The sequence below is a fragment of the Candidatus Competibacteraceae bacterium genome, assembly GCA_016699715.1.
Lineage (GTDB): Bacteria > Pseudomonadota > Gammaproteobacteria > Competibacterales > Competibacteraceae > Competibacter.
Window position 1 is genome coordinate 227,016 of the sequence record CP065007.1, and the last position, 18,234, is coordinate 245,249.

Annotated in this window: 10 protein-coding genes; 7 read left to right on the top strand and 3 right to left on the bottom strand. The window is 65.3% G+C overall.

Going from position 1 to position 18,234, the window contains the following annotated elements; all coding sequences use genetic code 11:
* Nucleotides 1–26: 26 nt before the first annotated feature.
* The 3 genes from IPM89_01075 to IPM89_01085 all read right to left on the bottom strand — a co-directional run bounded on the left by IPM89_01075 (nt 27) and on the right by IPM89_01085 (nt 7,387).
* Nucleotides 27–620, bottom strand: coding sequence for a hypothetical protein (locus tag IPM89_01075; GenBank protein QQS55994.1), 594 nt, complete (start codon nt 618–620; stop codon nt 27–29).
* Nucleotides 577–1,899 (bottom strand): serine/threonine protein kinase, encoded by a 1,323-nt coding sequence (locus tag IPM89_01080; GenBank protein ID QQS54498.1) that lies wholly within the window; start codon nt 1,897–1,899, stop codon nt 577–579. The genes IPM89_01075 and IPM89_01080 overlap by 44 nt, the downstream gene beginning before the upstream one ends.
* 292 nt (nt 1,900–2,191) lie before the next feature.
* Nucleotides 2,192–7,387 carry an alpha-2-macroglobulin family protein gene (locus tag IPM89_01085; GenBank protein ID QQS54499.1) on the bottom strand — a complete coding sequence of 1,732 codons (5,196 nt, stop codon included), beginning with the start codon at nt 7,385–7,387 and terminating at the stop codon, nt 2,192–2,194.
* A 264-nt stretch (nt 7,388–7,651) separates the two neighbouring features.
* Between IPM89_01085 and IPM89_01090 the strand changes: the two genes are divergently transcribed.
* The 7 genes from IPM89_01090 (at nt 7,652) to IPM89_01120 (ending at nt 18,234) form a co-directional block, all read left to right on the top strand.
* Nucleotides 7,652–8,455 (top strand): RNA pyrophosphohydrolase, encoded by an 804-nt coding sequence (locus IPM89_01090; GenBank protein QQS55726.1) that lies wholly within the window; start codon nt 7,652–7,654, stop codon nt 8,453–8,455.
* Between the two features lie 35 nt (nt 8,456–8,490).
* Entirely contained in the window at nt 8,491–10,755 is a 2,265-nt protein-coding gene (ptsP, locus tag IPM89_01095; GenBank protein QQS54500.1) for a phosphoenolpyruvate--protein phosphotransferase, read from the top strand.
* 363 nt (nt 10,756–11,118) lie between these two features.
* Nucleotides 11,119–15,003: a phosphoribosylformylglycinamidine synthase gene (purL, locus tag IPM89_01100; protein ID QQS54501.1), complete on the top strand. Its 3,885-nt coding sequence runs from the start codon at nt 11,119–11,121 to the stop codon at nt 15,001–15,003.
* Nucleotides 15,004–15,075: 72 nt separating this feature from the next.
* Nucleotides 15,076–16,053 (top strand): quinone oxidoreductase, encoded by a 978-nt coding sequence (locus tag IPM89_01105; GenBank protein ID QQS54502.1) that lies wholly within the window; start codon nt 15,076–15,078, stop codon nt 16,051–16,053.
* A gap of 48 nt (nt 16,054–16,101) precedes the next feature.
* On the top strand, nt 16,102–17,184 hold the full coding sequence (gene thiO / locus IPM89_01110; GenBank protein ID QQS54503.1) for a glycine oxidase ThiO: 1,083 nt from the start codon (nt 16,102–16,104) through the stop codon (nt 17,182–17,184).
* A gap of 46 nt (nt 17,185–17,230) precedes the next feature.
* On the top strand, nt 17,231–17,431 hold the full coding sequence (gene thiS, locus IPM89_01115) for a sulfur carrier protein ThiS (GenBank protein QQS54504.1): 201 nt from the start codon (nt 17,231–17,233) through the stop codon (nt 17,429–17,431).
* 23 nt (nt 17,432–17,454) lie between these two features.
* Nucleotides 17,455–18,234, top strand: a complete 780-nt coding sequence (locus tag IPM89_01120) for a thiazole synthase (GenBank protein ID QQS55727.1) — start codon at nt 17,455–17,457, stop codon at nt 18,232–18,234.

Below are 18,234 nucleotides of genomic sequence, written 5' to 3' on the forward strand. Positions count from 1 at the left end.
TCTCCCTCATGTTCGTGGGCGGTGTCTTACCGTCCGTCGCTCAAGCGCGTTCGCAGCGCGAGGTATTCGGGGCTTTGCGGGTCCCACTGGCTTAGGTCCTCCGCTACCCGTTCGGCCAGCGCTCTTTGGCCCTGCTCTAGAAAGGCCAGCGCCGTTGCTTGCATGATCGTGGCCTGTTCCCGCCGAAATGCTTCCACCCGTCCTTCCCGATCCGATGCCTTGGCATCCTCCAGAGCCCGCCGCGCCGCTTGCGTTTCCCGCGCTTCCAACAATTTTTTGGCCACCGCCAATTGGAGATCGAGTTGCTGCCGGCGGGCCATGCCTTCCGGGTCCGGGGGCGGCGTGGTGGGGGTTGGCGGTTCCGCTGGCAACGCGATCGGCAGTTTTTGCACGTCCGCCGCCAGATGGCGCCACGCCCGGTAGGTTTGATAGCCGGGGGTGCTGACTTCCAGATCAAAATCGCCCGGCGTCAGTTCAATCCCGTCCCGATACGCCGGGCCAATGTTCATGATGCGGATTTGAGCGGTCGCCGGCGTGGCCTTGACCGTCAGATAGGCGCGTGGCTCCACAATGGGCTCAGGTTCCACCACCGGCGGCGATTCGGCGACCGGCGGGGTCATGCTCGCCGGCGGCGGGACCGGCTCCAACCGGATCACCACATCGCTGCGTCGCCCCGCCATAATCCAGACCGATTCCTGGCGCGGCTGATAGCCCTCCAGGATCGCCTCGACCGTAACCCGCCCCTCGGGGTGTACGAAGTCTTGCGGCGCCAAACCCAGCAAGGCGTTGTTCACCCGAATCGTCGCTCCCGGTGGCTCGCTGCAAACCGCCAGAGTGCCCTTGACCGGAACTGGCGGTCGGGGCACAGGCTCGGCGATGGGGGCAGTGGTCGGTGTCGGTGGAGCGGGCGGTGTGGTCCCGTTGGAAAAGACCAGCCATGTACCCCACCCCGGAATTGCCAACGACAAAGCAATCGCGGCGGCCCGTGCGTTCAATTTCCTGGGTGGCTTGCGCGCTCCTTGCCCGTTCGAAGAGGGTTTTTTTGCCTCCGTCGCCAGCACGGTTTCGAGTTGTTGCTTGAGTTCCTGGGTGGATTGCAGGCGTTGTTCCGAGGTCACCGCCAGGGCGCGGCGCAGGATGTTGTCGAGAAGCGGGCGGCAGTTCGGGAACATGATGCCGGGGCGGCTTGAGCGCGTCGTCCATTGCGCGGGCATCCGCCGCCGGTGGAGTCTGTCCGGTGAGCAGAAAATAGAGCGTGGCCGCCGCGCCGTACACATCAGTCCATGGGCCTTGCTCACCCTGAGTATGCTGCTCGTAAGCCGCATAGCCATTGGTATAAATCGCTATACTGTGGCCGCGATCACTGACCACTTGCCGGGCCGCGCCGAAGTCGAGCAGGATGATCTGACCCTGGTGCGTGCGATAGAGGTTGCGCGGCTTGATGTCCCGGTGCAAAAAACCTTGGTCGTGCACTGCCTGCAAACCGTCCAGCACCGGTAACAACACCTGGATTGCCTCGCGCCAAGGCAATTTCCTGCCCGGCTGCCGGACCAGATAGTCGTGGAGCGTTTCGCCTTCGTAGTAATCCATCACCAGATAGGCGGTGGCGTTCATTTCGAACAAATTGAGCACCCGCACCAGGTTGGGATGCTGCAATTTGGCCAGGGTGTGCGCTTCCTCAGTAGATGCCCTCAAGCCATAGTCGAACAGTTCGGTATTTTCCGGCGAGAGCAGAACCAGCGTTTTCCGGTCGTCGGCTCGATTGGCGAAATCGCTCGGGAAATACTCCTTGATGGCCACTTCCATTTTTAGCTTCAGATCGAAACCGCGATAGGTGATGCCAAAACCGCCTTGTCCCAGCTTCTCGCCGATCACATACCGCCTCAATTGCGTCTGCATAGGCAATAGCGATACCGAGCGCTTGTCCTTGGGGTTGTATCCGCAGCGTGGACATTCCTCATCTGTCGTCGTGCGCTTACGGAAACAACCCGGACACTCCGTGTTGTTTGGTGACATCGATATTGCCCCTCTGGAAGGTTCCCAACGTACTGTTCCTATCAGTATGAAGTTGCGAGAAAAATATGATCGGGAATCGCCGGAAGCACCCGAGCGAGGTTACTCGGGCACATCGACGGCGCGACAGTCGGGCGCGGGCCGATCCCTGGCCCGGCAACCCGGCCTGTCCGCCGGCTTACTCCACCTTCACCGTTCCCATCACGCCGCGCCCGAACTGCCACGGCTTATACATATCCTCCACATACACCGCCGGCTGCCGGTAGACGCCGGGCGTCACCGCCCGCGCCAGATAGGCCAGAGTGAATTGCCGCTTGTCGCCCGCATCGAGGTCCAGCGCCGCCACGAAGCGGTCGTCCCGAATCTCGGTGTGCAGCGTTTCGGTCAGTTCCGGCAACCAGGCCAGTTCAGCAGTCGAGGCGTTGTGCGCCAGCCGGGCATTCTCGATTTCCAGCCCCGCCGGCAGTAGATCCACCACCAGCGCCTGTTGCTGCTCCCTGCCCGCCGCTTCGCCGCTGATGACCGCCACCAGCAAATCGTTCTGATGGATTTGAGTCGGGTCCACCGCCTTGCCGGTTCGGGTGTAATAGCGGCGGCTGATGCTAAAGCCTTCCTGGGCCGGCGGTTGCGGCGTGACCGGCACTCCGCTCCGATTCAGGGTGTACCAGGCCGGTTGTCCGCCCTGGTTGGTTACGGTCAGCCCCTGGGTCAGCGTTTCCCCCGCCAGCGACTGGTAAAACGGATCGGCGCTGATCGTCCGCCCGTCCACCGCCAGTTGCAGTTGCCCCGGCTGTTGCAGCAGCGCCCGCGCCGCCAACAGCAGCCAGGCCTGTTCCTGAGTGCTGCTGTAGCGACGGGTGTTGTAGTCGGCGGCTACTTGCCCGGCCAGGTCCGGCACCCGCTCCGGCAGCAGCTTCACCTCGGCCAGCAGCGCCAGCAGCGCTGCCCGGTCGCGCAGCGGGCTGCCGTAATCGCGCGTCGTCGTCCGTTCGGTCCGGTTCAGCGCGGCGGTGAAGGCTTCCCGCGCCCGGCCCAGTTCGCCGTAGTGGGCCAGCGCCGCACCCAGTTGGGCTTGCGCCAGCGCGTTCGGCAGTTTCTGCAAGTAGTTGTCGTGCAGGTAGCGCAGATCGCCGATGGCCGCCTGCTGCACCCGCGCCAGCACGTACAGGTTGTAGGCCCGCCAACCAAGCTGTTCGGTGTCGAAATCACTTTCGTTTACCCGCTCCCGCAAGCGTTTCAAGCCGCTCTGATAAGCCACTTCCGGCACCAGATACTGCTCCTGCCGGGCGCGGACCAGGAAGTCCATGGCGTAGGCCGACAACCAGTCCTCGATATTGCTGCTGGGGCTCCACAGCCCGAAACCGCCGCCGGCGTCCTGCAAGCTCAGGATGCGCTGGATCGCCTCCTGCACCCGCGCCCGCAGGCCGGCTTCGGTGGCGTTCTGGCCGACCCAGGCTTGGGCGACCTGATTGAAATACAGCAGCGGCAGGGCGCGGCTGGTGGTTTGTTCCAGGCAACCGTAGGGATAGCGGTCCAGTTCGGCCAGCAGTTCGGGCACGTTAAGATTGGGCCGACTGGCGACGCTCAATCGCGCCTGGCCGGTACCGGGCAGAAAGCCGCTCAACACCTCGCCACCAAGCCGCAGCGTTTCGCCGGAATTCAGGCGTTGCGCGGTGCGATTGCTGACAAGGGTCTGGGCCGGCCGCACCCCGATATCCGCTTCCCGCGCCAGTTGGAAGCCGTTCGGTCCCGTGATCTGTAAGTGAACCTGGCCCTTGCCCGGTTGCCGGCCGCGCAGGGTGAAGGTCCGGCTGTCCTGATTCTGCGTGGCGGCATCGGCCACCGTAAAGGTGAAGGTCGCCGGTTCGTCCACCGCCACCGCGCCCTCGGCGCTCAGACGCAGTTGATAATCGCCCGGCGGGGCATTCAGGTTCCGCACGGTTACGGTGATCCGGCTTTCGTCCTCCGGCGCCAGAAAGCGCGGCAGGTAGACTTGCGCCACCAGCGGATCGCGCACCAGCGGTTTGGCTTCGGCTTGGCCAACTCGGTCGTGGTTCCAGGCCACCGCCATCAGGCGCAACTGGCCGTTGAAGTCGGGCAGCGCCAGCGGCACGCGCGCCCGCCCGTCGCCGTCCAGCGCCACCGGCCCGGAGAACAGCGCCAGGGTTTTCACCGTGCGGATGCCGGAGGCGTCCAGTTGCCGGCTGCCGGCGTCGCCGCCGGCCCGGAGCTGGCCCGGTCGCCCGCCGGCTTCGATCAGCTTGCCGTACAGGTCCAGCACCTGCATGCCCAGCCGGCGCTTGCCGAGGAAGTATTGCACCGGGTCCGGCGTGGCGAAATCGGTCAGTTGCAGGATGCCTTCATCCACCGCCGCCACCGTCAGCCAGGCCGGTTGGCCCGCGTCGAGTCCCGCGACCGCGACCGGCAGTTCCACGGTCTGGCGCGGCTTCCATTCGGTCGGCGCGTCCAGGGTGACGGTCAGGGTGCGCGGCGCGGGGTCCAGCCCCACCCAGGCCACGCCGATGGCCCGGCCCGGTCCGCGCTGCTTGGCGCTGTCCGCCGGGCGGAACGCGGTGGCGGCGATGTATACCCCCGGACCCCACTCAGCGGGAATCGGCAGTTCCACCGTCGCGCCGTCGGCGCTGGCGCTGACGGTTTTGCTCAGCCACAGCCGGTCGCCGACCACGTTTAGCAGCACCTCGCCGGCGAAGGGCGCGCGCACGAAGATCTTGGCGATTTCACCGGCCTGATAGCGTGGCTGGTCCAGCGTCACCTTCATCTGGTCGGGGGTGTCGCCCTCGCTGGGGGTTTCGAACCAGCCGGCGGTGAAGCGCACGCTGGAGGCGACGCCGGTGGCCGGATCGAGCACGTCCAGCCGGTAATGGCCCCAGTCCAGCCCCCGCTGAGTCACGACGGCCGGCTGGTCGGCGGCGAGGTTCAGGGTTTGCCCGCCGGCGGGCGCGCTGTCGCGGATGATCATCTTGTAGTTCCAGCGGCCATCGTCGTGATACCAGTAATACTGGTACTCCTCGCGCACCAGTTCGGCGCGCAGCCCGCTTTTGGCCTGCGGCTGGCCCAGCGGGTCGAGCGCGATCACCTCGAACGCCGCTTCCTGCCCGGTCTGGACGCCGCCATCACCAAAACGCGGCTTGATGCCGATGGCGAACGGCTGGGTCCGGTAGGGCAGATCCAGGCTGCGGTTCACCGGCCGCCCGCCCGGCTCGAACAGCGATACCCGCACCTTGGCCAGCAGCGGCCGAGTGGTGTCGGGCGTCTGGTCCAGCGCGATCAACGCTTGCGCCTTGCCCTGGGCGTCGGTGCCGGCCAGCGCCACCGGGAAACGTTGCGCGGTCCAACTGTCCTGCGCCAGCCCGAAGCGATAGCCGGGGAAGGCCGGATAGGGGTTGGCGTCCTCGTCCAGCACCAGTTCGGCCTCGGCCTTGAGGTTGGCGGCCGGCGCGCCGTACAGGAAGCGGCCGTCGATGTCCATCACCGCCGGCTCACCCGGCTTCAGCACCGTTGCCGCCGAGTTCAGCTCCAATTTCAACTGCTGCGGTACGAAATCCTCGACCTGAACGCTCAGTTGCCCAACGGGTTCGCCCTTGGGATCGCTATAAGCCTTGATCGTCCAGGTTCCAGTACGGGCGTTCAATGGCATGGGCAACTGGGCATGGTAGCCGCCCAGCGCCGGATTGCCTGGCCGCAACTGGGCGATTTCCACGGTGTCCGGGCGGAACACCTTCAGGGTCAGCGGCGTCTCGGGGAGGGCGTAACCACGACTGTCGCGCACCAGCGCCATCAGTTCCACGGTTTCGCCGGGCCGATAGACCCCGCGCTCGGTATACAGGAAGGCGTCCACCGGCCCCGACGCGGCGCGGCCCCCGACGCCCCGGTCGCTGAGGTCGAAGGCCGGCTTGGTCAGGTCGAGAAAGTTGTAGTCGCCCTTGCCGAAAGCCATCAGCGCCGCCGGCTCGCGGCCGCCGGCCCCGCGCAGCAGACCCGGATCGAGCCGGGCGTAGCCCTGGCGGTCGGTGACCGCCTGACCCAGTTCGCCATTGTTGCGGGCGAACAGCCGCAGTTCGATGCCTGGCAACGGCTTGGCGCCGGTCAGCGAGCGGGCGAACACATGCAAGCCATCGTCGCCGCGCAGGGTGAATAGCCCGATATCGGAAACCACCAGCCATTGCGTGGCCCGGTTCTCGTAGCTGTCCGGGTCCTGGCCGACCCGCTCGGCGGAGACAATGTAAATGCCCGGTTGCGGGTCGCGCAGGATCTCGCCGACCGGGATGGCGGTGGTGATTTCCTGGTTGCGCTCGCCAGTGGCCAGGGTTAGGGTTCCTTCCCACACCTGCTCGCCGGATTGCTGGGCGATGGCGTTGAGGTCGTAGCCGTCCAGCAGGTTGGTGATGCGACGGTTTTCGATCTCCCGCGGCAGGTTGCGGTCGTTGATCCGCAGCACCCGCAGCCGCGCCGCGTCCAGGTTGACACTGGTCAAGGGTAGATGCTGGCCATCGGTCTTGGGCAGCACGTAGGTCGCGCCGCGGAAACCCAGGGTCGGCTCGCGATCCTCGACCTTGGCGGTGAACTCCTGGCTGACGCGGGTTTTCTCGCCGGTGGCGGAGGGGATGCCGGCTCGAGCGGTCATGGTGTAGCTTTGGCCGTGGCTGACTCCTTCCACGCACAATTGCCGTTCCTTGGCGCTGGCGACCGCCTGGATGGCGGGTTGGACGAGCAGGTAATCCTCGTAATGAATCCGCCGGCCCTTGGCCAGGTCGTCGGAGAAGTTCAGGCAGATTTTCGGCGCGGCGCTGTCGGATTCGACCGAGACGCCCTTGATCTGGAAGGCGTTGGCGTCGGCTAGTTCCTGATAACGCTTGGCGATGCGTGGGTTGTCTTCCAGTTCCAGCCCTTCGCGAAACGCGGCCAACGCTTGTTTGGGCGACCGGTCCTGGTCGTACAGTTCGCCCAGCCAGAACAGGGCGCGGGCGCGTTCGAACGGCGCGCGTGCCGCCTGGAGGGCGTTCCAGGCCGCCTGCCGGGTGCGTTCCCGCGCCTGCCGCCGGGTTTGCGCGTCTTTGGTGCTTTGCGCCAAAGCGCGCCAGGCTTGGCTCAGATCCAGCCAGACCGCCGCTGGCGCGCTGGCGGCCAGGGCGGTTTCGTAGCGCTCGATGGCGGCGCTCAGATTGTTTTGCCGGGCCAGTTGCGCGGCTTGTTGCGTCAGTGTGGCGGTTGGCTGACTCGCGGGGTCGCGGTTGTCGCGAATGGATTGCAGGTACTGGGCGGCGGCCACCGCCAGTGTCGGATCGTCGAAGGCGCGGGCGCCGACCGACAGCAGTAGCGCCAGCAGGAAGAACGGAAACAGGAAACGGCGCATCGCGGGCTCCTTGAAATCATGACAGCGGGGGCGACTGGCGCGAGCGTGCTCCGACACTTGCCCCGATCGCGGGCTATGATTGATTGTATTGATGATAGCGGGTTCCAGAGCGGCTGGTCGGGCGCAAATGCGGTGCTCGCCCCTGCCCGGCCAGCAAGGCTCACGAGAAATTTTGTGACTGCGATGGATATTCCAGTGGAACAAGGATTGATACTTATGAAAAAATACGATGAATTATTCATTGCAGCCTATCGGTTTCCAACCGTGATCGATTCGGAGGGTTATCGGCCGAACGTTGGCATCATTCTGTGTAACGAAGAAGGGCGCCTTTTCTGGGCGAAGCGGATCGGGCAGCGGTCCTGGCAGTTTCCCCAGGGGGGCATCCAACGGGATGAATCGCCCGAGCAGGCCATGTTTCGCGAGCTGGCCGAAGAAGTTGGCTTGCGGCCGGAGCACGTTCAAGTGATCGGCTGCACCAAGGGCTGGCTGCGTTACCGCTTGCCCAAGCGTTTGATCCGGCGCGGCGGCAAGTCGAGCTGCATCGGCCAGAAACAGATCTGGTTTTTGTTGCGGATGCTGGGCGATGAGGAAGCAGTGCGGCTGGATTTGTCCGAACGCCCCGAGTTCGACCACTGGCGGTGGGTGGACTACTGGTACCCGCTGCGCGCCGTGGTGCCCTTTAAGCGTCATGTTTACTGGCGGGCGCTGTACGAACTGGCTCCGCTGCTGTTTTCTGGCCGCCCACCACGACGGGCGCCGCGCGACTCCAGGCAGCACGATATTGATTTATCCCACCCGTCGTTGCCGGGCCGACCCCGGCCGCCCGAGTCGGCCCGATCACCTACCACCGTGGTCAAGCAGGTGGTCGTATTGCCACTACGACGGGTGGAGATCGGCCAGCACCCCGTCATCACCCGCATGGTGGTTTCGGCACGGCGCCTGAGTGGATTGGAGGCAACCCCCACCGTGCCGGCGCTGGAGCCGCCGCCAGTCGTCATGGCATCCCCGGACGAGGTTTGCTCGCCGCGTCCGACCGTCTCGCGCCCGCACCGCATGTTCCGGCGCTGACGGTTCCCGATTCGCTGCCTGTTGAGGACGGTTCCATGCTGGACATCCTGCGGCGTATCGTGCAGGACATCAACGCTACCCGCGATTTGAGCGAGGCGCTCAACTTGATCGTGGTCGAGGTCAAGGCCGCGATTCACACCGATGTCTGCTCGGTATACATGACCGATCACACCCGTGGCGAACATGTGCTGATGGCCACCGATGGCCTGCGGCCGGGCGCGATCGGCAAGGTGCGGCTGAAACTCGGTCAAGGGCTGACCGGGCTGGCCGCCACCCGGGCCGAGCCGGTCAACGTTGATAACGCCCCGGCCCATCCCGCTTTCCGCTACATCGCCGCCACCGGTGAAGCCCCGTTCCGTGGGTTCATCGGCGTGCCGATCGTGCGCCGCCGCAAGGTGTTTGGCGTGCTGGTGTCGCAGCATCGCGAGCAGCGTAAGTACACCGTCGACGAGGAGTCGTTTCTGGTGACGCTGGCGGCGCAACTGGCCGGCTGCATCAACCAGGCGGAAATTCGCCAAGCGCTGGAACGACTCGACGACGACGCACTGTCGGGCACGCTATTTCTGGAGGGGGTCGCCAGCGCCCGCGGTCTGGCGATCGGCGAGGCGGTGGTGGTGTTTCCGGCCACCGCGCTGAACCAGGTACCGGATAAGGACATCGACGATCCGGAGGCCGAGGCGTCGCGCTTCCGCCAGGCGGTGGCGGCGGAATTGGCCGAACTGCAACGCTTGAGCGAGCGGATGCGGCTGCTGCTGGCGGCTGGCGACCGGGCGCTGTTCGACGCTTACGCGCTGCTGTTGAGCAGCGACAGCCTGGTCAACGGCACCCTGGAGCGGATCGCCGCTGGCAACTGGGCGCCCGGCGCGCTGCGGGCCACGGTCCTGGAATACGCCAATATCTTCACGGAAATGGACGACCCCTATCTGCGCGAGCGTGCCGCCGACATCCTTGATCTCGGCCAGCGTCTGCTGGACCGCCTGCAGGAGGAGCAGGTGGTCAACCGCCATTATCCCGACCACACCATTCTGATGGGCGAGGAGATCAGCGTTTCCCAACTGCTGGACGTGCCGCCCGAGAAGCTCAAGGGGCTGGTATCGGTGCGTGGCACCGGTGCCTCGCACGTCGCCTTGCTGGCGCGCGGGCTGGGGGTGCCGGCGGTGTTCGGCGTCAGCAACCTGCCGCCGGGCCGCTTGAATGGCCGTGAGGTGGCGGTGGATGGCTATACGGTACGGGTCTGCATCCAGCCCAGCTCGGCATTGCGTCAGGAATATCTGAAGCTGATTGCCGAGGAAGCCGAACTGTCGCGTGGCTTGCAGCATCTGCGCGATCTGCCAGCCGAGACGCTGGACGACCATCGCCTGGAACTGCACGCCAATTCCGGTTTGTTCGCCGATATCGCCGCCGCCCGCAACAGTGGGGTACAGGGGGTGGGGCTGTATCGCTCGGAGCTGCATTTCTTTCTGCGCGATCGCTTCCCCGGCGAGGAAGAGCAGGCCACCATCTACACCCGAGTGCTGCGGATCATGGAACCGCATCCGGTGGTGCTGCGCACCCTGGATGTGGGCGGCGACAAGCCGTTGCCGTATTTTCCCATCAGTGAGCAGAACCCGTTTCTGGGCTGGCGCGGTATCCGCATCAGCCTGGATCAGCCCGACCTGTTCAAGACGCAGTTGCGAGCGATGCTGCGGGCCGGCGCGGTCTATCCCAACTTGGCGATCCTGTTTCCGATGATCGGCGGCATCAGCGAGTTGAGCGAGGCGCTGGATTTGCTGCGTTGTTCCGAGATGGAATTGCGGGAAGACGGGGTGCCGGTTCGGACGCCGCGGGTGGGTATCATGGTGGAAGTACCGTCGGCGGTGTATCAGATCGATCGCTTGGTGCGGATGGTGGATTTCGTTTCTATCGGCAGCAACGACCTGACCCAGTACCTATTGGCGGTGGACCGCAACAACGACCGGGTCGCCAAGCTGTACGACCCGCTGCATCCGGCGGTGCTCATGGCGATCCGCCAGGTGATCGAGGGCGTCCGGGCCGCCGGCAAGCCGGTCGGCGTGTGCGGCGAGATGGCCGGCGATCCGGCGTCCGCCCTGCTGTTGATGGCGATGGGCGTGGACAGCCTGAGCATGAATCTGGGCAGCCTGCTCAAGATCAAGTGGATGATCCGCAGCATTCGCCATGACGCCGCTCAGGATGTTCTCGCCGAGGCGATGCGGATGGATAACGCCGCCGCCATCCGGGAGCACGCCAATCTGTTCCTCGACCAGCAGGGCTTGAGCGGCCTGTTACGGGTGGGGAAGTAGAAAAAGCAGGCAGTGGCTATCGCTCGGCCCGGTAAAGCTGGATGAGGGTCGGGCGGTATCGCTCATCTCCAACGAGGCAAGCTTGCGGTTGGCCTTACCAAGTCCCTCTGTCAAGGGCTACATATACTCTCCTCAATGAGTTATGGCCGACTCAGGAGCGGAAATCCCCCCAACCCCCCTTTTTTCAAAGGGGGCGCCGCGCCAGCGGCAGAGGGGATTGGTCTCGGCGGTCCACGCTTCCACCACTCAAAGAGGGTTGCCATAGCGCGATTGCCCTGGGTTCGTACCGCTCCACCATGGCCGGTAAATCGGCGATTGCTGCTATCATCCGCGCTTTCCCGCTGATCCAGGAGAGTGTTCGCGATGCTGCGTTTTCGTGGAAGCCCCGCCCTGTCGCCATTCCGTCTGGAGAAGTTGCTGGCCGCGCTGCGCCAGCGGGTGCCAGTCGTCACCGAGGTCTACGCCGAGTTCGTCCATTTCGTGGACGGTCGCCTGATCACGCACGATCGCGAGGTGCTGGACCGGCTGCTGCAATACGGCCCCGCCGCGACCCAGCGCCATCTCGGCGGTGAACCCGCTTTCCTGGTCGTTCCGCGTCCTGGCACTCTTTCGCCCTGGTCCTCCAAAGCCACTGACATTGCCCGCAACTGCGGCTTGCAACATGTCCGCCGCATCGAGCGGGGCGTGGCCTATTACCTGGAGTCGGAACGTTCGTTGACCGACGGCGAGTCAGCCGAACTCAAACCGCTGCTGCACGACCGCATGACCGAAGCGGTGCTGGGGCCGGACGACGATCCCGCCGTGCTGTTTGCCCAGACCGAACCGATGCCGCTGGCCAGCGTGGATTTGCTCGGCGGCGGGCGCGACGCGCTGATGGTCGCCAACCGCGAACTGGGGTTGGCGCTGTCGGAGGACGAAATCGACTATCTGCTCGACAGCTTCATCCGTCTGGGACGCAACCCCAGCGATGTGGAACTGATGATGTTCGCGCAGGCCAACTCCGAACACTGCCGGCACAAGATCTTCAACGCCGACTGGATCGTCGATGGCATCGCGCAAGAGCGCTCCCTGTTCGCGATGATCCGTAACACGCACGAATGCCACCCCGCCGACGTGCTGTCGGCCTACCACGATAATGCGGCGGTGATGACGGGGTTTTTCGCCGGGCGTTTTTTCCCCGATCCGACCGACCATCAGTACCGCTATCACCCGGAAGACGTGCATATCCTGATGAAGGTGGAGACGCACAATCACCCGACCGCCATTTCGCCCTTCCCCGGCGCGGCCACCGGTTCCGGTGGCGAAATCCGCGACGAAGGCGCGACCGGGCGCGGTTCCAAACCCAAGGCTGGCTTGTGCGGTTTCTCCGTGTCGAACTTACGCATTCCGGATTTCGTCCAGCCCTGGGAGCGGGATTACGGTAAACCGGCGCGCATCGTCTCGGCGCTGGAGATCATGCTCGAAGGCCCCATCGGCGCGGCGGCTTTCAATAACGAGTTCGGCCGCCCCAACCTGGCCGGTTACTTTCGCAGCTTCGAGGAAAACGGTCCCGACGGGCAGCGACGCGGCTATCACAAGCCGATCATGATCGCCGGCGGCCTGGGCAATATCCGCGAACCGCATGTGCACAAGGCCGAACTGCCGCCGGGCGCCGCCATTGTGGTGTTGGGCGGTCCGGCGATGCTGATCGGGCTGGGCGGTGGCGCGGCGTCCAGCATGGCGGCGGGCAGCTCGCACGAAGATCTCGACTTCGCCTCGGTGCAGCGCGGCAATCCGGAAATCCAGCGCCGTGTCCAGGAAGTCATCGACCGCTGCGCGGCGCTGGGTCAGAACAACCCCATTCTCTCGATTCACGATGTTGGCGCGGGCGGGCTATCCAACGCCGTGCCGGAAATCGTCCACGACGCCGGGCGGGGCGGGCGCTTCGAATTGCGCGATGTACCGAACGACGATCCCGGCATGTCGCCGATGCAGATCTGGTGCAACGAGGCGCAGGAACGCTATGTGCTGGCCATCGCCGCCGAGGAGCTGGAGCGCTTCAAGGCGCTGTGCGAACGCGAGCGTTGCCCGTATGCGGTGATCGGCCTGACCACGGAAACGCCGCATTTGACGGTCGATGACCGCCAGTTCGGCAACCGGCCGGTGGATTTGCCGATGAACGTGTTGTTCGGCCAGCCGCCGAAACTGCTGCGCGAGGTGACGCGGGAGCCCGCCGCGCTGTGGCCGCTCGATCTGGCGGGGGTCGGGTTGGCCGACGCCGTGGCGCGGGTGTTGCGCTTCCCGGCGGTGGCCGACAAAAGTTTCCTGATCACCATCGGCGACCGCACCGTGACCGGACTGGTCTGTCGCGATCAGATGGTCGGACCCTGGCAGGTTCCGGTCGCCGATGTCGCGGTGACCGCCACCAGCTTCGATGCCGATACCGGCGAGGCGATGGCCATGGGCGAGCGCGCGCCGCTGGCGCTGCTGGACGCGCCGGCTTCCGGCCGGATGGCGGTCGGCGAAGCGCTGACCAACATCGCCGCCGCCCGGATCGACAAGCTGGGCGATGTCAAGCTGTCGGCCAACTGGATGGCGGCGGCCGGTCACCCCGGCGAGGACGCCCGGCTGTTCGATACCGTCCGGGCCGTGGGGATGGAACTGTGCCCGGCGCTGGGTATCGCCATTCCGGTCGGCAAGGATTCGCTGTCGATGAAAACGGTCTGGGACGCGGACGGCGAACGCAAGAGCGTGGTGGGACCACTATCGCTGATCGTCTCCGCCTTCGCGCCGGTGCCGGATCTGCGCCGCACCCTGACGCCGCAACTGCGCGCCGACCGGGGCGACACCGACCTGATTCTGATCGATCTCGGTCGTGGGAAAAATCGATTGGGCGGCTCGGCGCTGGCGCAGGTTTACAACCAGTTGGGCGACGCCGTTCCCGACCTGGACCAGCCGGAAGATCTGACGGCTTTCTTCAGGGTGATTCAGGAACTCAACGCGGCCGGTCGCTTGCTGGCCTATCACGACCGCTCCGATGGCGGGCTGCTGGCGGTGCTGGCGGAGATGATGTTTGCCGGCGGTCGCGGCGTGACGGTGCTGCTGGACGATCTGGGCGAGGAGTTGCTGCCGGCGCTGTTCGCCGAGGAACTGGGCGCGGTGGTGCAGGTGCGGGCGCGGGATCGCGACGGGGTATTGGGACGCTTGATCGCCGCCGGACTGGGCGAGTATAGCCATGTGATTGGCGCGCCGAACGACCAGGACCGGCTGATTCTGCGCCATGCCGGCGAGTCCGTGTTTAGCGCCAGCCGCGTCGAATTGCGGCGATTGTGGTCGGAAACCAGCACTCACCTACAGGCGCTGCGCGATCATCCCGACTGCGCCCGCGAAGCGCTCGAAGCCGCCTGCGATCCGGCTGATCCGGGTTTGAGCGCGCGGCTGAGCTTCGATCCCGCCGAGGATGTGGCGGCGCCGTTCATCGCCAATGGCGGCGCGCGCCCACGGGTGGCCATCCTGCGCGAGCAGGGCGTGAATGGTCAGATCGAGATGGCGGCGGCGTTTGACCGCGCCGGCTTCGCGGCGGTGGATGTGCACATGAGCGACATCATGACCGGCCGGGTCGCTCTGGCGGATTTCCACGGCTTGGCGGCCTGCGGCGGATTTTCCTACGGCGACGTGCTGGGCGCCGGCGAGGGCTGGGCCAAGTCGATCCTGTTCAACCCCCGTGTCCGCGAGCAGTTCGCCGCGTTCTTCGCCCGTCCGGACAGTTTCGGGTTGGGAATTTGCAACGGCTGCCAGATGCTGTCCAATCTGCATGAGTTGATCGCCGGAACCGAAGCATGGCCGCGCTTCGTGCGCAATCGGGTGGAGCAGTTCGAGGCGCGGCTGAGCCTGGTGGAGGTGTTGCCGTCGTCGTCGCTGTTCCTGCGCGGCATGGAAGGTTCGCGGCTGCCGGTCGCGGTGGCACACGGCGAGGGACGAGCGGAATTCCGCGACGCGGGCGGCGCGGATGCGGCGCTGGCGGCGGGCGTGGCCGCGCTGCGTTTCGTGGATAACCGCGGGCAACCCGCCGAGACTTATCCCGCCAATCCTAACGGCTCACCGGGCGGGATTGCCGGCCTGAGCAGCCGCGACGGTCGTTTCACCATCCTGATGCCGCATCCGGAGCGGCTGTTCCGCACGATGCAATATTCCTGGCATCCCGAGGGCTGGGGCGAAGACGGGCCGTGGCTGCGGCTGTTCCGCAACGCCCGGCGCTGGCTCGGTTGAATCGCGGATTGCAGCCGTTGAAGGCTTGCCTACACTTGAATAATTCCCCATTCACCATTTGAGGAGAAGGTCATGCCCAAAGCCATCCGCATCCATGAATACGGCGGTCCCGAAGTGCTGCGCTGGGAAGAGGTGGAGGTGGGGGAGCCCGGGCCGGGCCAGCTTCGGGTGCGCCACGGCGCCGTCGGCCTCAACTATATCGACGTCTATCACCGCACCGGCCTGTATCCCTTGCCGTCGCTGCCCTGGACGCTGGGCATGGAAGGCGCGGGGCAAGTGGAGGCGGTGGGCGAGGGGGTGAGCGAATTCAAGGCCGGCGACCGGATCGCCTATGCCAGCCCGCCGGTCGGCGCCTACGCCGAAGTCCGCTTGATGCCGGCCGACCGGGTCGTGGCGCTGCCCGACACCATCGACGATCGAACCGCCGCCGCGATGATGCTGCAAGGCATGACCGCGCAGTATCTGCTGCGGCGTACCTACCGGGTGCAGGCGGGGGATGCCATTTTGCTGCACGCCGCCGCCGGCGGAGTTGGGCTGATCGTCAGTCAGTGGGCGCGACATCTGGGGGCGATTGTGATCGGTACGGTGGGCAGCGACGAGAAAGCCGAATTGGCCCGCGCCCACGGATGCCATCACGTCATCGTTTACAGCCGCGAAAATTTCACCGAGCGGGTGCGCGAGATCACCGGCGGTCAAGGCGTGGTGGCGGTCTATGACTCGGTCGGTCAGGAGACCTTCATGGGCTCGCTGGACTGTCTGCGCCGGCTGGGCATGATGATCAGCTTCGGTAACGCCTCGGGACCGGTGCCGCCCTTCGATCCGGGTATTCTGGCCGCCAAGGGTTCGCTGTTCCTGACCCGGCCCAGCCTGATGGCCTACACGGCTGAGCGCGCGGATTTGCTGGCCAGCGCCGCCGAACTGTTCGAGGTGGTTTCCAGCGGGGCGGTCAGGATCGAAGTGCGGCAGACCTATCTGCTGGCCGAAACCGCCGCCGCGCATCGCGATCTGGAAGCACGCAAGACCACCGGCTCCACCGTGCTGCTGCCTTGAGACGGCGGCCGTTAATGCGAGTGTCCCCCCAAGCTTGAAGAGGACGAAGTGCATCCATACCACATCGCCGTGATCGGCGCGGGCATTACCGGTCTGACCCATGCCCTGTGCTTGCAGCGCCAGGGGCATCGAATCAGCGTTTACGAGCGCGGCGGCGGGCGTCTGGACCATCATTGCAGCCATGTCGGGGCGGGGATGCTGGCTCCGTACTGCGAACTGAGCGAGGCGGAAACCGAAATCGCTGGCTGGGGCATCTCGGCCCTCGCGTTGTGGCGGCAAATCGTGCCGACGCTCGCGCAAGCCGTGCACATGAGCTGCGAGGGCACGCTGGTGGTCGCGCATCATCGGGACCGGGCGGGCATGCAACATCTGGCCGAGCGGGTCGAGCACGCCGGCTTCGGCGCGCATCTGCAATGGTTGCGGCGCGACGAGTTGCGCGAGTTGGAACCCGAACTGGAAGGCCGCTTCGGCGAAGGGCTATACCTTTCCCCCGAAGGCGAGATCGACCCGCGTTCCTTGCTGCCCGCCCTGGTCGCGACGCTGCGTCGGGATGGCGCGAGAGTGGAATTCATGACCGAGGTTGAAGACTTGGCGCCGGGAGAGATCACCGTGCTGGGCGAACGCCGTGGCTTCGACTGGGTGCTGGATTGCCGGGGATTGGCGGCCAGTGACCAGATGACGGATTTGCGGGGGGTTCGGGGTGAAATTTTGACTCTGCGTACCAGCGAGGTTCGCCTGCGCCGCCCGATCCGCATGATGCACCCTCGTTATCCGCTGTATATCGTGCCGCGTCCCGGAGATCGTTTCGTGGTCGGGGCGACCAGCATCGAAAGCGACTCGTTGCGGCCAGCGACCGTCCGTTCCGCCCTGGAGCTGCTTTCGGCGGCTTACGCCTTGCATCCGGCTTTCGCCGAAGCGGAGATCGTGGAGATGAATGTCCAGTGCCGACCGACCTTGCCCGATCATTTGCCTCGCATCGTCCAGCAAGATAATTTATTGCGCATCAATGGCTTATACCGGCATGGTTATCTGCTTGGCCCGCTGGTCGCGGAGACCGTCGCAACCTTCATTTGCGACCAGCGCCGGCCCGCCGAGACGGCGAAGCTTTGGGAGGTGCCCACCCCGCGCTAGAATGCCCACCGTTACGGTAACCCGAGAATACGTGTTGAGGTCGTGCATGATCATCGAAGTCAATGGAGAGAAGAAAACCTTGGAAAGCCCCCGTTCACTGGCGGAAGCCATCCATGATTTGGGCTACGAAGACGCGCGGATCGCGGTGGCGCGCAACGATGAATTCGTGCCGCGTGGCGACTACACCACCCGTCAGCTTCAGGACGGCGATCGTCTGGAAATCGTATCTCCGATGCAGGGGGGTTAGCGGTGGTCGATTCGAACCCATCGATCTGGGAAATTGGGGGCCGCCAGTTGCGTTCGCGGCTGTTGCTGGGGACCGCCCGCTATCCGTCGCTGGCGGTGCTGCAACAGGCTATCGCCGCCTCGGGCGCCGAGATCGTGACCGTCTCGCTGCGGCGGGAGTCAGCGACCGAACGGGCTGGAAACCGCTTCTGGTCCACGATCAAGGAGATGGGGGTACAGGTCCTGCCGAATACCGCCGGTTGCAAGACCGTGAAGGAAGCCGTGACCACCGCCGAGATGGGGCGGGAAATTTTCGAGACGGCGTGGCTGAAGCTGGAAGTGATCGGCGACGATTACACCTTGCAACCGCACCCGTTCCTGCTGGTCGAGGCGGCGGAAGAACTGTGCCGACGGGGTTTTCAGGTTTTTCCGTACACCACTGAAGACATGGTGGTGGCGGAGCGGCTGATTCAGGCTGGCTGCTCGATCCTGATGCCGTGGGGCGCGCCGATCGGTTCGGGGCAAGGATTGAACAACCCCTATGCGCTGCGGACCTTGCGCGCCCGTTACCCGGATATCGCGCTGATCGTGGATGCCGGCATCGGCAAACCGTCCCACGCCATCGCGGCGATGGAAATGGGCTTCGACGGCGTACTGGTCAACACCGCCGTTGCCCGCGCGACCGATCCGGTCCAGATGGGGCGCGCTTTCGGTCTGGCCGTCGAATCCGGACGGTTGGCTTACCTCGCCGGCGCGATGCCGGTTCAGGAAATGGCTGAACCGAGCACACCCGTCACCGGAACGCCGTTCTGGCACCAGTCATAG

Coding starts and splice junctions, on each gene's coding strand:
- IPM89_01075 (QQS55994.1), bottom strand. CDS start 620: ATGACCCCGCCGGTCGCCGAATCGCCGCCGGTGGTGGAACCTGAGCCC.
- IPM89_01080 (QQS54498.1), bottom strand. CDS start 1,899: ATGCAGACGCAATTGAGGCGGTATGTGATCGGCGAGAAGCTGGGACAA.
- IPM89_01085 (QQS54499.1), bottom strand. CDS start 7,387: ATGCGCCGTTTCCTGTTTCCGTTCTTCCTGCTGGCGCTACTGCTGTCG.
- ptsP (QQS54500.1), top strand. CDS start 8,491: ATGCTGGACATCCTGCGGCGTATCGTGCAGGACATCAACGCTACCCGC.
- purL (QQS54501.1), top strand. CDS start 11,119: ATGCTGCGTTTTCGTGGAAGCCCCGCCCTGTCGCCATTCCGTCTGGAG.
- IPM89_01105 (QQS54502.1), top strand. CDS start 15,076: ATGCCCAAAGCCATCCGCATCCATGAATACGGCGGTCCCGAAGTGCTG.
- thiS (QQS54504.1), top strand. CDS start 17,231: ATGATCATCGAAGTCAATGGAGAGAAGAAAACCTTGGAAAGCCCCCGT.